Origin of the sequence: Blautia wexlerae DSM 19850 (genome assembly GCF_025148125.1) — a bacterium.
GTDB classification, from domain to species: Bacteria; Bacillota; Clostridia; order Lachnospirales; family Lachnospiraceae; genus Blautia_A; species Blautia_A wexlerae.
The window spans coordinates 4,221,061-4,233,296 of sequence record NZ_CP102267.1; the positions used below are offsets into that span (position 1 = coordinate 4,221,061).

Here is a 12,236-nt window from a genome sequence, read left to right on the forward strand (position 1 = left end):
TTATGAACTCTATTGACAAGAAAACTTGGTATGTGTATGATATAAAATATGCAAAGAAAACTTGGTATGGAGGTGTTTTTATGAAAAAGGACGAAATCTTAAATGCAAGCAGAAAAGAACATCGCAATAAGGACTTGGCTGAAATGGAAGTGGTATATCAAGCCGGAAGTCACGCAAGCAGAGTTGGTGCTTTAGTGTGTTGTTTGCTTTCGCTGTTATCTTCTGTGCTTGCTCATACTATGATTTACAGTCCGTGGGTTATATACTTCAGCATTATTGCAACACAATGGTTAGTTCGTTTTATCAAAATGAAGCGAAAGAGCGATTTGGTCTTGACTGTTCTGTTTTTTGTGCTTTCCATTTTGGCATTTGTTGGATTTGTTAGCCATCTTTTAGAGGTGAGAATATGAAAGAACAATTACAACTGAAAAATCACTTAAAGGAAGTTCGCACAGAAGCAAATCTTTCTCAAGCTCAGCTTGCAGAAATGGTAGGGGTATCAAGAAATACCATTAGTTCTATTGAAACAGGACAGTTTAATCCAACTGCAAAATTGGCTCTAATTCTTTGTATTGCATTGGACAAAAAATTTGAGGAACTATTCTATTTTTAGGAGGTCATTATGGAAGATATTATAATGTTGATTTTGGGAGTGTTCATATCTGTTGTGGGAATTGTAAATATCAAAGGCAATATCAGCACAATTCACTCTTATAACAGGCGAAAAGTAAAGGAAGAAGATATACCAAAGTATGGAAAAACAGTCGGCACAGGAACGCTGATTATAGGAATATCTCTTGTATTAGGTTTTATTGTTTCGTTTTGGAGTGAAATAATTATAGATTATATCATTCTTCCAGCAGTTATTGTCGGATTAGGCTTTATATTGTATGGACAGTTCAAATACAATAAAGGAATTTTTTGAGAATCAGGGAGGTATAAAGATGGAATTGAACACAATATCAGGTCTGGCGATAGCGGGAGTTATCTGCTCCGTTGTCCTCTCGATGGGGGTACCGATTGCTTTGTTCATTGCAGGAAGGGTGAAGCTTAAGGCAAGGATTTCCTCGTTCTTTATCGGAGCAGGAACCTATCTGCTGTTTGCCATGCTGTTGGAACAGCAGCTGCATGTTCTTGTCATTCAGTTCTGCGGACTGAACGCACAGAGCAGGCCATGGCTTTACTATGTGTACGCGGCTTTGGCTGCAGCGGTTTTTGAAGAGACCGGAAGACTGATTGCCATGAAGTTCTGGATGAAGAAATGGCTGGATTTTCCAAATGCACTGATGTATGGAATCGGGCATGGCGGTGTGGAGGCCATTCTAATCGGAGGACTCTCCGGAATCAGCAATCTTGTGTCCATGCTGATGATCAACAGCGGAGCCATGCAGAATACGCTGGCGGCACTTCCTGCTGAGTCTGCAAACCAGATCGTGTCACAGCTGTCGGCCCTATGGACAACACCGGCACCACTCTTTTTTGTAAGCGGAATCGAAAGAATCAGTGCCATCATTCTGCATATCGGGTTGTCACTGCTGATCTACCGGGCGGTAAAGGCAGGCAAATGCAGGACAGCGGCTTTTACAGCGGTTCTTGCATATGGGATTCATTTTATCGTGGACTTCTTTGCCGTGGCAGGTCCGGCGCTTCTTCCCATCTATGTGATTGAAATTGGTGTCTTTGTGATGGCAGCCGGAACTCTTGTTATGGCGCTGAAGATGGGAAGGATGGAAGAACTGTGAATTCCAGTTTTCTGCTATCATAAAACAGAATATATCTGACAGAACGCACCGTAGAAATACAGTGTTTTTTGTGCCCTTTTTGATGATTGGATATTCAATTAACTTTATTTATTACCCCCTCCAATATCTAAAAAAAAGCTACTTCTGCAAGTCAACCTCACAGAAGTAGCTTTTTATTTATCCATTATTTTTATTTCTTTTCAAAACCATTTCATAAAAATCCAGAAACTCTTTTGTTATATAATATCCCTTACTTTCAACATCCAATGAGTCAAATGTATTATCATTTTCATCTACATCTCCAGACTCTGTTTCAAATTCTTCCTCAATGAATCCCGTTTGTTTAATATGTAAGAACACGTAATCAACTTCTCCTGGAGATACCTTTATTTGCTTTGAATATTCATTGCAAAACGATTCGTATTTGTTGCTATATGTTCTACCATTTATGTGTTTCGTTGATTTACCTCTTTTAGATGAATCTTCACAATATTTTTTGTATTCAACTAAATATTGTATTTCTCTATACGACATAGTATTCAATATGTGAATATATTCATCAAAAATACTACCATCTATATGTTTCCCCTGCAAATAACCATTTCGTATAAGATTTCCAAAATACTCAACTTTATCGGTCGTTGCCAACCTTTGCACTGCCTCTTTTGCTCGTGCAAAATTGATGATAAACTCTACATCATTTACCATTTCCGATGTTATAGAATGATCATCTTACAAAATAACATCTAACAATTCCTGTTCTTTCTTTTGCTGAAAATCATTTAATAACTTATTTGTTGATGAATCAATTAAATCCCCCAAAACAGGGATTGCCTTTATAGGTGCCAATAAAACTGATTCAACAACCGGATTTTCTTTAATATCCTTTATTTCATTTGCATTATATAAGGAATTTTTTGCCATTTCTAATTTTTCATTCATTATTGTTCTCCCATTTTCATCACAACAACTATTTTATCCCAAGTAGATACTTCGTTTAATATAAATCTCCAACATATCCATCTGCTTCCAGATGCATATAACACTCATTCACCTGCTCAGACTCCAAGATCTGTAAAACGTATTCCATACCTGTAGCCAATTCTTTGGTTTTTAATTCTTCCAGCGGAATCCAATACACCTGCCCTTCCTCCGAACTTGTCAATTCTCCGATAAATCTATCAGCTCTGTACAGCGTAATCACATAATGTACTCCACCCTTATGCCAATGATATAAACCGCAGAGCTTCGGTGTTTCAATCGTAAGACCTGTTTCTTCCCAAACTTCCCGGATCATAGATTTTTGAAATATCTCGTTCTGCTCCACATGACCACCTGGAAAAGTTGTCCCTGTATAGCTGTCATTCACTTTATCCAATGCCAGCACATTTCCTTTGTCATCTTGGATCATACACATATTCATAAAGCAAACCTTCTCAATCCGACTCTCTTCTTTTTCATTCAGAGATCTTCTGATACGTTTATTGATATCCGATCGTTTGGATTTGTAATGCTTGAATACCTCTCCATACGGAATCCAGATTTCTGCATCTTCAATTTTTTCATACACAATATCCACCACTTCTTCCAGATGTTTGTCGTTTGGGAAAGTGTATTTTTTCATATAATAATCCCTGGTTGCCTGGAACATCCATTCTGCAATCTTCTCTTTCTGCTTTAATTTCAACTGAGCATATTTCTTGTCAGTCTGCAGTAATTTTCCATCTATCATTTCATGGTTTTTCCGTGACATCGGTAAGACCTCTTTTCCTCTTTTCTCATTCAGATTTTACTATACCATAGAATCCTTCTTTCGTCATACCTCAGATCTGCGATGTCCTATTTTTCTTCTCTGAATACCTTATCTATAGAGGGTTCTTTTCAAAAGACTCTCTTCCAGCGGCTGTGCCACCGGTAAATAGCAAGGACAGGAAGTGTATATACACTTCCAAAAAAACCAGCAATTTAGGGAACCCTGCCCTAAATCAAAAACACAAAAGCCACTACTTTGAGCAACCAATGAAAGGAGAATCTATCTATGGCAAAGAGAAAAAGAAATATACAGATCTTGTTTTGTGTTTCCCCCGAAGAAAAGAAGCTGATTCGCAGAAAGATGATTGAATCAAAGACTAAAAACATGGGAGCTTATCTTCGTAAAATGGCAATTGACGGTTATATTGTCAATACAGACACTACTCCATTAAAAAAACAATACGAGGAAATGCATAAGATCGGTGTGAATATTAATCAGATTACGAAAAAAGTAAACAGTACCGGAGATCTGTATTCTGAAGAAACGCAGGAATTGAAAGAGATGGAGAAAGAATTTTGGCGTATCTTAAGATCTTCCCCATTAAAGTAACAGACAAGAAAACTCTGGACTATATTACGAATCCAGATAAAACAGATGAAAAACTGTTAGTTTCCAGTTTTGGCTGTTCCTCGGAAACTGCAGATCTTGAATTTTCTATGACAAGAGAAATGGAAAAAAGAATGGAATGGACAAAGGCGATAATAATCGAGACTGTGAGAAAAAGTCTCATTTGAACCGTAATATTCAATTCTTTTGTAACTTTTCTCTCAGAACGGCTGGAAACAGCTTATTTACTGCTTTTTCTTCGGGTGTGGACTTCTTTAAGGTTTCTTTTTGGAATACTCATAGTTTTTTATTCGAATTCGCAAATAAAATCTTGCCTCTATACATTTTTGTATAAGAATCATGGCTCTATCTGGTTTTATATGTGTTCCACTGTCCAAAGTCTACAGACTGTACTGAACGGTGTTATCAATTTGTTATCAATCAAAAACTCTCGTAATATCCTGATACCGATTGATGACACGATAGATATCTACATACTCGTTGCTTACCTTGTAGATAATCACATAATCTTCCCATATCGCATATTTATAGTCCGTCCGAAAGCTGACTCGTTTTGAGAGATCTGCACCCATCCCTGGAAACATCTGGAGATTCTCAAATTTGCCATAAATTTCCTTTATGGTCTTTGCTGCATAATCTTCGTTATCTTCAGCAATATAATCTCGAATGTTTTTCAAATCCTTTGCAACAACCGGATTGATCCGCAATTTTAACATCTTATTCCCCCACAAGTGCTTTCAGTTCGTCCAGATTCAGCCAACCTTCGCCATCTTTCACTGCTTCTTCAGCTTCCTGCAGCTTCAGGAGAAGCTTTTTCTCTGCACGATCACGCTCATAGTCTTCAATATCCATAACTACAAAACGTCCTCTACCATTCTTTGTTAGGTATACTGGTTCTCCTTTATGACAATTTTTCAGAACTTCATTATAATTTCTCAAATCAGACACTGGTAAAATATTTGCCATATTCCTTTAGCTCCTTCCTTTGATTTCGTATTATTTCTACTACTTATATTATACACAAAAAGCTGTAAAATTCAACGTAGATTTTTACAGCTTTATACTTTCATATATTCGGATATGGGGCACATTTTTATATAAATTACAATGATTATTTCGACCTACTGAATGGTTGTTGCCAAACTGTTGCCATAGGAACATTATAGTCTAGTGTCATGTGTATTGCAAGCTCTATATAATTCACCTATTGCTCAGTCTTTTATATTTTCTACAATTTCTTTTAGTTCTTTTACATCTGTAACATTAGTAATCAACCTTTGATATCTCATCATCTTTTTATTCATATATTTTAAATACCTAGTTATTCCATCCACTTGAGATATACAATGCGTCCACTTTATCATAAACTCCCGCTTTAATTCACTATTTGATTGAGTTAAATCTATTTTTATAAGTGCTGGCTTATTGCATTCATCCAATTCTATATGTCCAATATTATCGCTTAGAAGTAATTCCAAAATTCTTAACTGAACAAATGCTTTTCGATTATGTTTAGCATAGATTGTTATTCCATACGGAATATTCCATATTTCAGCTAAAAGTTTTTTTATTTGCTCTATTTCCGTTGTGTAATCTTCATATCTACTTATCAAATAAGAATCATTGGTGTGTTTTCTCGCCTCAATAAATCGAATATTTTGTTTAATAACACATGAATTATTATAGATTTTGACTCTAAGACAAAATAATATATCTTCAATTGCTTTTTGCCGATCAGCTACTTGTTTAACATTTGTTGCATCCTTCCCCCAAATAGCCTCTAATTGATAGGTTGCAATTTTTTTTCGTTCATACATTGCATATACCGCTAAGGAAACAAACACTATAAGCAATATGACATTTCCATTTTCAGAAATAAAACTTACCAAAGACTCTATAATTGCCCCAACATCTATTTCTTTCACCAAATTAATTATAGAATTTATCCGCAAAACTTTACGTTCATACAAAAATGTAATAACAAATACTAAATCTATTAAAACATTCCCGACTATTCCTCTTATAGCTAATAATGTCATTCCAATACATATTAAAAATTTCTCACCGATATTATAGGTATTATACCATTCTTTTCTCATTTGATAGTAATCCCAGCTTGTAGGTGCAAATGAAAATGTTGGCATTGTCTCTACAATCTTTGTTACATTGTAAGCAAAACTCTCTTTTGCTTGAGCCCACACATCAAATGTATATTTATTATGTTCTAATACCCATGTATAGAATTTCATATTTCGTATATTATTAAATATATATGTCATTGCAATAAAAATGATAGATTCTATAACATATATCATTTTGCATCATCTCCTTTAATCTTATATAAAACATACCTAAAATTAAATCAAAAAATCCAACTGCACCTGTATCCAATATGGTATGTTTTTATATTCTAATCGAATCTTTTCTCTTATTATCTGTTCTAACTCTAATCGATTCTTGACTTTAATTTCTTTTTCATCAAATATCTCTTTATACAGATACAATGCTGATTCCCTTGGAACTCCCATTTCAATCATGCATCTTTCTACTACACCAAAAGCTCCTACTTGCATGCACTTCAAAAAAGGACTCTCTGATTGTTTCATATCATAAAGAGGTTTTAGCAACAATGGTAAGTTGTACGAGATTGTATTTTGCAACAATTCTATAGTACTATCAATATTATCCGCGCCATCATCTCCCTCATATCTTGAGTTGTTCAATATTTCACAAAGTGCCTTTCCAGTAGCCCACTGTAATGATAAGCTAGACATTATACTACGCATCGTCTTCTTTCTATATGTTGAAGGTATATTTTTATTATACATTTCAGCCGTTACATCATTTTCCCTAAGAAAACGCATTGCCTTATCCAACTTACTTTTTGCACCTTTCTCCATCGGTGTATTAGGGAGTTTTCCATCATATTCATTATAAATATAATCCAATACAAGCGGATCCCAATACCTGTTTTTATAACAAATTTCTTTAGGAACGTCTATTGAATCGAGTTTTAATATAATTGCTGCAACCTGTTTTTGTGTAAGCTTTATTCCAACATTTTTCATACGACCACGCGATTCAGCACCATACTTCAAAACAGATTGTCTTATATATGAAATAATATATCCATATTTTTTCATAGTTGCATCTACTGGCGTATTATTATCTAATGCTTCCTCTATAAAATCTTTATATTCTTCAAACTTTTGTTCATAGCCTGAGGGAAGTTCCTTGGTAACATCTTCAAATAATTCAAGTTGCTCGTAGCCTTCCGAATCTATAAACTCATCCTCATCCATCACAAATGTTCGACCTATATAATCTTTTAACAATCTTCCTGCCCGACCTCGCAAATTAGCCATCTCATAATTCGTCAATTCAGAAGATTGCTTTTGTTTCTTAACATAAAGATGTGGGTTCCTAATAAAAACATTCTGAGCCGGCAAATTGACTCCTTGCAATAAGGTAGTCGTACACACAACCGTATTTATTTTTTTATCTGCTATAGCTTTTTCTAAGGTTCTTCTCACATGCATAGGTAACTTTCCATGGTGATACGCAACCCCTTTTTCCAATGTTTTACAAAGAGAATAATTTTCTCTAACCGTCATACCATAATACTCAATAAGTTCTCTTTCAATCCCGTTGCTTGTGTCACCTAAGGCCATTGCAATCTTTCTCGCGGAATCTGAAGTCGGTGAAAAAACTATATTTTGACAATTCTCACCTACTCCTTTTACTACATTGTTTAGATATGACAAATACCTATCCGTATACTGTTTTTTTCCATATCCCTCAATAATTTCTGCATTTTCAATTTCTAAAGTCAATGGTTCCTGCGTCAATGCACAATACTGTTTCAAGTAATATTTTTTATCAACTTTTTTTATACTATATGTTAAATTGAGTACCGGGCTAATATCCGTTGTATGATCTTTTGTTTCAATGCCAAAAATACTTTTACCAACTTTTTCAATTTCTTCTATTCTAGGTCCCGATATAATAATTTGTTCAACATTATCTTTATATCTAAATTCAATTAAAGTGTCATATAAAATTTTAGCTCTTTGATCCTTGTCCTCTCTTATTCTTTCAATATTTTGGATTTCATCTGCTACAAGTATCAATCTTTTTGTAAAGGCCTTCTCTGTATCAGAAAAAGCAGCTATGGCTTTTTCCTGTGTCATAATATAAATATTCTTTTTATTCGATAATTGTTGATCATCAAATGAATTTGAAATCCAATAATCTGTTACTCCAACTTTTTTCAATTCTCTATTAAAATCCTCAGTTACTTGATTTAATAAACTTAAAGTCGGAACAATATATACAATATCTATATTATCATTTATCAACCTATCTACAAGTTTCAAAAGAATAACAAAAGATTTCCCCGCTGATGTCGGTGCCGATATTCCCAATACCTTATCGTTATCCATACTATCCCATATCTGTTTTTGATAATCTGTAAGAAGATATTTTTGGTTAGCAACCATAATCTCATTTTTCGTTTGATTAATTGTCAGAGCAACCTCATCTATCCAACTATCTAATCCTGAAAAAGTTCCGTTCTCTTTATCGAAATCTTTATCACATATTATTGCAGAAGTAGGATATCCGATACGTGATAAGATTTTAATAACGAATTTTCTTAAATCAAATTTAGTATGATCAACATGCTCCCACATTAAACCGATAACAGTAATAATATAATTAACCGATGGTTTTTTAACTACAATAGATTCATAATCAAGACACCGAATTGTATCCATAAGTAACTCTAAATTTACATCACAACTTTTGTTTGACAGTCCCATTTTTTTAGCAATATTAACCAGATCAATTTCAAGCCATTTATAAAGAACTTGCTTCATTTTCTCTTCCATAGATCATGTACCTCATTTTGAATCATATCATCTTTTGGAATTCTTCAACCAAACCTTTCAAATCCCATACAGGAAAAACAATATATGTTATCCGCCTCAGTATAGGATTATTCTCAATATCAATTTTATTATTATCAAACAAATGATATCTTTCTGCAATTATCGTCTCTATTTGATTTTTAATCCCTGTCTCCGTATCAAATTCCAATTTTTTATTTTCATTATAGGTAATTATGCTAACTAAATGAACCTCAACATTTTCAAGTGTATTATTCAAGTAATCTTCTGCAACCTGATTCATCTCATTATCCAAAAAGTCCTCATGCACATAAAGATTTAACTCTCTCCTGTGCTCTTTATATGTATTAACAATACTATTTAATGCATCAGAAAATGCTGTGGCAAATTTGTAATTACTACTATATGTTTTTGCTTCTCCAAGGATTATAATATTTTTTGCATCCTGAATTTTATAATGAATTGCATCCGCACCAAATCTTTCATGTTCTGAAGATGTAGCTATCTTCATTTTTCTCAATAAAGGTGTTGCCTGCATAAATTTTTGTATAAAATGAAATAATAATAATTCTCCGAATTGCCCCTGGATTAACAATTCATCAGTATTATGGTCAGCTCTAAACTTCTGCCTTGCTTTTCTACCAACCTCCTGAGTTGCTGCAGCATCTGATTTTCCTTTATCCATTGCTTTTTGTTTCAACTCCGCAAACTTGTCGGAGCTATATATCCAGTCAACAATCGAATCTATCAGTTCCTCCAAAAAATCTTCACGTAACTCATTCAAATCTTGGAATTCAATATAAGCTCCCATGTGATTTTTGTCCTTTGGAATAATATCATAATTTTGTGTTATTACGTGTATATTTCTGAACAAGGCATCATTCTTAACAAGCCTCTTCAATATATCCTTCTCCTTCAATAATCCGCCTCCGCCACTTTTCCTTCATAGTTATTTCAAAGAATTTAATATTACTCAGAAATAACCAATTTACATGAACTCTAATATGCGATGTACTTCCTCCGACTGTATCAGCATTCTCATCTTCTCATTCCCATCCTCAATCTCAGGCTTACCACACCTCAGATTATCCGGATGTTCTGACACACAACAATCCTTGTACCAGCACTCACCCATAAGCGAACCCTTAACGGACCACTTCTCGTTTTGTGTAAATTCACCCACCAATGATTTCATCACACGCTCTGTAGAGTATCTCTTAAAACCTGCCAAGTACTGTAATGTCTTCACATCATCAATCTTTGACAAGTTGATTCTATGATCCTCAATTGCTGATAAAACCTCTTCACGGATCTTGATTTTATCTGTCTTTCCAGTGCCTGTCCATGTCACCAGCTTATCAAAAGCAAGAATCAGATATTCAAAACAAATCATATCCAGAATGATAATCTTTCCTTCTGCCTTATCTGTTATTGATTTCAACATACGATACTTATTACGAATATCCTGATTATCAACCACATAGTCAAACGAAATATAATACTTATCGTCCTCTTTCATATCTATCTCTGCCAATGCATCCAATAAGCCCTGATTGCTTTCTTTACTTTCGACCACAAGTGCATCATTAAAGAAAAGTTGGTTAACCAATTTCCAGAAGTGAAGTCCTGCGCCGGTATCTTCTGTCCATAAATACTTCATATCACAACTCCTCTTCCAGTGTTATCCTATTATTGTCAAACTTCAACACCTTAAAGCTCTTATCAGATACATTTAGTCCGTCGCAATTTCGTAGGAAAAGCATATATTGATTCGACGGCTCAAAATTAATAAAACGTCTGACCTCATCATTAATCAAATTATCTGCATTATCGACTACAATAAAATTATCTCTGCACTGTTCAATCGATTCTGAGAAATTATCTGATTTGTAATTAAACAATTTTATAGCTTTGTATTCGTTAGTTAATCGTAGATCTTCTAACATTTCATAAAGCACTGTTTTACCGGTACCGCTATTTCCGCCAACAAGAGTTATTCTATCGTCAAATTCCAGATTGTATGAAAATGGATCTGCTTTAAATGTAATATTCTTATAAATCATCTGCTTCTCTCCTTTCATACTCCTTGCCCCACCAGGCATTATATCCTTTCCCTCCGGTCACTATATCAGAATCATTGAATCTGATTTGCACATCATCCGGGATATCAAAAAGCGATGGTCTGGACATATAAATCTTTATATTATCCATAGTAAAAATTATTTTAAGCACATTCGGACCACATTCTTCTACATTCACCACCTTATCAGGATGCTTTACAATATTAAGTAATGTCTTGCAGCCAGATGACAAATTACGGATTGTACCTAAACCATATTTTGTTTCAATATGCTTATCCGGTGTCAACTTCGCCTCATCTACTTGCTGAATGAGATTTATTTCATTTTGAGACATTTCTTCATTACCTGTATTCAAATTGAAATACAAATCGTTTTGAAGTATCCAGTCTTTAGAATCATTTTTTTCTGTATATATATCTATCATTCGGTGTCACTCCTTCTCTCAATCATAATCAGAAACAAACGTTGCCATTTCTTCATAATATCCAGCAATACAATTTAAGTTATCACCTATTTTTTTGAATACCTCCACAAACATTTCCAAATCTACAACCTCATTTCCATAGTTCTCAATATAAAAATGATATTCGTCATCTGTATTAAACGGATACCGTGAAAAATCCATATTTTTCATCTTTGCATTAGCATTATGGTCTTTATCTATTTTGTCATATAATTCTAAAATATAGTCGTCGAGTTCTTTTGTCATTTCCTTAAATTGTTTTCTCTGGTCTTTATCGGATTCAAAACTTATCATACGTTTTTTTACTGTATGCCATATCTGCCTGATATCGTGCCCTCCGCAAAAGGACTCTTTCTCATTAAGCAACATATTCAAAGACCAGTTTATAGATTTTAGATACAACTCTATTGCATGGTTTGCCGAAAACAATATTGGGAAAACCACAATATCAGCCTTCTTATCCATATTGTCCTGCAAACAGTCCTGTGCGAGCATTATCGCTGCCTTCATATATCCGTCAGCAATAATCATCATATCATGAATCGGTTGATGCGGTCTGGTTCTCCAATTCATATATGCTGTTTTATCTATATCTACATTATATGAAGAAATTTTTTCCATCTATTCACCCACTTTTTAATACTATAAATATAAATTACTGAA

Annotated in this window: 17 protein-coding genes and 1 pseudogene; 6 read left to right on the forward strand and 12 right to left on the reverse strand. The window is 34.3% G+C overall.

The window, feature by feature from the left end; genetic code table 11:
• Positions 1 to 80 precede the first annotated feature (80 nt).
• From NQ550_RS19485 to NQ550_RS19500, 4 genes are read left to right on the forward strand one after another with little or no spacing between them, the layout of a single operon-like run.
• Entirely contained in the window at positions 81 to 410 is a 330-nt protein-coding gene (locus NQ550_RS19485; protein WP_005608366.1) for a DUF6442 family protein, read from the forward strand.
• A complete protein-coding gene (locus NQ550_RS19490) occupies positions 407 to 613 on the forward strand; it encodes a helix-turn-helix transcriptional regulator (protein WP_003865061.1) in 207 nt (68 codons plus the stop codon). The genes NQ550_RS19485 and NQ550_RS19490 overlap by 4 nt, the downstream gene beginning before the upstream one ends.
• 9 nt (positions 614 to 622) lie before the next feature.
• Entirely contained in the window at positions 623 to 925 is a 303-nt protein-coding gene (locus tag NQ550_RS19495; RefSeq protein ID WP_025581243.1) for a hypothetical protein, read from the forward strand.
• A 19-nt stretch (positions 926 to 944) separates the two neighbouring features.
• Positions 945 to 1,742, forward strand: a complete 798-nt coding sequence (locus NQ550_RS19500; protein WP_161293065.1) for a YhfC family intramembrane metalloprotease — start codon at positions 945 to 947, stop codon at positions 1,740 to 1,742.
• Positions 1,743 to 1,919: 177 nt separating this feature from the next.
• Here the strand turns inward: NQ550_RS19500 and NQ550_RS19505 are convergent, their stop codons facing one another.
• The 3 genes from NQ550_RS19505 to NQ550_RS19515 are packed head-to-tail and all read right to left on the reverse strand — an operon-like array spanning position 1,920 to position 3,495.
• Positions 1,920 to 2,450, reverse strand: a complete 531-nt coding sequence (locus tag NQ550_RS19505; RefSeq protein WP_025581241.1) for a hypothetical protein — start codon at positions 2,448 to 2,450, stop codon at positions 1,920 to 1,922.
• Between the two features lie 24 nt (positions 2,451 to 2,474).
• A complete protein-coding gene (locus NQ550_RS19510) occupies positions 2,475 to 2,684 on the reverse strand; it encodes a hypothetical protein (RefSeq protein ID WP_025581239.1) in 210 nt (69 codons plus the stop codon).
• Positions 2,685 to 2,739: 55 nt separating this feature from the next.
• The gene (locus NQ550_RS19515) at positions 2,740 to 3,495 is read right to left on the reverse strand and encodes an 8-oxo-dGTP diphosphatase (protein ID WP_025581238.1); all 756 of its coding nucleotides are present in this window, start codon (positions 3,493 to 3,495) and stop codon (positions 2,740 to 2,742) included.
• 285 nt (positions 3,496 to 3,780) lie between these two features.
• On the opposite strand from NQ550_RS19515, the gene NQ550_RS19520 reads away from it, so the two are divergent.
• Together NQ550_RS19520 and NQ550_RS19525 are read left to right on the forward strand one after the other, a co-directional pair.
• Complete coding sequence (locus tag NQ550_RS19520; protein ID WP_025581237.1) at positions 3,781 to 4,104, forward strand: plasmid mobilization protein; 324 nt, start codon at positions 3,781 to 3,783, stop codon at positions 4,102 to 4,104.
• Positions 4,071 to 4,214: pseudogene (locus NQ550_RS19525) on the forward strand (relaxase/mobilization nuclease domain-containing protein); the annotation flags it as partial. The gene NQ550_RS19520 and the pseudogene NQ550_RS19525, both read left to right, overlap by 34 nt.
• A 324-nt stretch (positions 4,215 to 4,538) precedes the next feature.
• Here NQ550_RS19525 and NQ550_RS19530 read toward each other — a convergent pair.
• The 9 genes from NQ550_RS19530 to NQ550_RS19570 form a co-directional block, all read right to left on the reverse strand.
• Complete coding sequence (locus NQ550_RS19530) at positions 4,539 to 4,838, reverse strand: type II toxin-antitoxin system RelE/ParE family toxin (protein ID WP_025581235.1); 300 nt, start codon at positions 4,836 to 4,838, stop codon at positions 4,539 to 4,541.
• 1 nt (position 4,839) lies between these two features.
• Positions 4,840 to 5,088: a type II toxin-antitoxin system prevent-host-death family antitoxin gene (locus tag NQ550_RS19535; protein WP_025580702.1), complete on the reverse strand. Its 249-nt coding sequence runs from the start codon at positions 5,086 to 5,088 to the stop codon at positions 4,840 to 4,842.
• A 245-nt stretch (positions 5,089 to 5,333) separates the two neighbouring features.
• Positions 5,334 to 6,371: a hypothetical protein gene (locus NQ550_RS19540; protein ID WP_259838555.1), complete on the reverse strand. Its 1,038-nt coding sequence runs from the start codon at positions 6,369 to 6,371 to the stop codon at positions 5,334 to 5,336.
• 108 nt (positions 6,372 to 6,479) lie between these two features.
• Positions 6,480 to 9,011, reverse strand: a complete 2,532-nt coding sequence (locus tag NQ550_RS19545) for a DEAD/DEAH box helicase (protein WP_025580699.1) — start codon at positions 9,009 to 9,011, stop codon at positions 6,480 to 6,482.
• A gap of 22 nt (positions 9,012 to 9,033) precedes the next feature.
• Positions 9,034 to 9,948 carry a HamA C-terminal domain-containing protein gene (locus NQ550_RS19550; protein WP_025580697.1) on the reverse strand — a complete coding sequence of 305 codons (915 nt, stop codon included), beginning with the start codon at positions 9,946 to 9,948 and terminating at the stop codon, positions 9,034 to 9,036.
• Positions 9,949 to 10,017: 69 nt separating this feature from the next.
• A complete protein-coding gene (locus NQ550_RS19555; RefSeq protein WP_025580696.1) occupies positions 10,018 to 10,689 on the reverse strand; it encodes a hypothetical protein in 672 nt (223 codons plus the stop codon).
• Position 10,690: 1 nt separating this feature from the next.
• Positions 10,691 to 11,092: an ATPase gene (locus tag NQ550_RS19560; RefSeq protein ID WP_025580694.1), complete on the reverse strand. Its 402-nt coding sequence runs from the start codon at positions 11,090 to 11,092 to the stop codon at positions 10,691 to 10,693.
• A complete protein-coding gene (locus NQ550_RS19565; protein ID WP_025580693.1) occupies positions 11,082 to 11,534 on the reverse strand; it encodes a DUF4869 domain-containing protein in 453 nt (150 codons plus the stop codon). The genes NQ550_RS19560 and NQ550_RS19565 overlap by 11 nt, the downstream gene beginning before the upstream one ends.
• Positions 11,535 to 11,552: 18 nt before the next feature.
• Positions 11,553 to 12,194 carry a hypothetical protein gene (locus NQ550_RS19570; protein WP_025580692.1) on the reverse strand — a complete coding sequence of 214 codons (642 nt, stop codon included), beginning with the start codon at positions 12,192 to 12,194 and terminating at the stop codon, positions 11,553 to 11,555.
• Between the last annotated feature and the right edge of the window lie 42 nt (positions 12,195 to 12,236).

Coding starts and splice junctions, on each gene's coding strand:
- NQ550_RS19510 (WP_025581239.1), bottom strand. CDS start 2,684: ATGAATGAAAAATTAGAAATGGCAAAAAATTCCTTATATAATGCAAAT.
- NQ550_RS19540 (WP_259838555.1), bottom strand. CDS start 6,371: ATGAAATTCTATACATGGGTATTAGAACATAATAAATATACATTTGAT.
- NQ550_RS19505 (WP_025581241.1), bottom strand. CDS start 2,450: ATGGTAAATGATGTAGAGTTTATCATCAATTTTGCACGAGCAAAAGAG.
- NQ550_RS19570 (WP_025580692.1), bottom strand. CDS start 12,194: ATGGAAAAAATTTCTTCATATAATGTAGATATAGATAAAACAGCATAT.
- NQ550_RS19530 (WP_025581235.1), bottom strand. CDS start 4,838: ATGTTAAAATTGCGGATCAATCCGGTTGTTGCAAAGGATTTGAAAAAC.
- NQ550_RS19535 (WP_025580702.1), bottom strand. CDS start 5,088: ATGGCAAATATTTTACCAGTGTCTGATTTGAGAAATTATAATGAAGTT.
- NQ550_RS19485 (WP_005608366.1), top strand. CDS start 81: ATGAAAAAGGACGAAATCTTAAATGCAAGCAGAAAAGAACATCGCAAT.
- NQ550_RS19560 (WP_025580694.1), bottom strand. CDS start 11,092: ATGATTTATAAGAATATTACATTTAAAGCAGATCCATTTTCATACAAT.
- NQ550_RS19490 (WP_003865061.1), top strand. CDS start 407: ATGAAAGAACAATTACAACTGAAAAATCACTTAAAGGAAGTTCGCACA.
- NQ550_RS19515 (WP_025581238.1), bottom strand. CDS start 3,495: ATGTCACGGAAAAACCATGAAATGATAGATGGAAAATTACTGCAGACT.
- NQ550_RS19495 (WP_025581243.1), top strand. CDS start 623: ATGGAAGATATTATAATGTTGATTTTGGGAGTGTTCATATCTGTTGTG.
- NQ550_RS19565 (WP_025580693.1), bottom strand. CDS start 11,534: ATGATAGATATATATACAGAAAAAAATGATTCTAAAGACTGGATACTT.
- NQ550_RS19545 (WP_025580699.1), bottom strand. CDS start 9,011: ATGGAAGAGAAAATGAAGCAAGTTCTTTATAAATGGCTTGAAATTGAT.
- NQ550_RS19520 (WP_025581237.1), top strand. CDS start 3,781: ATGGCAAAGAGAAAAAGAAATATACAGATCTTGTTTTGTGTTTCCCCC.
- NQ550_RS19500 (WP_161293065.1), top strand. CDS start 945: ATGGAATTGAACACAATATCAGGTCTGGCGATAGCGGGAGTTATCTGC.
- NQ550_RS19555 (WP_025580696.1), bottom strand. CDS start 10,689: ATGAAGTATTTATGGACAGAAGATACCGGCGCAGGACTTCACTTCTGG.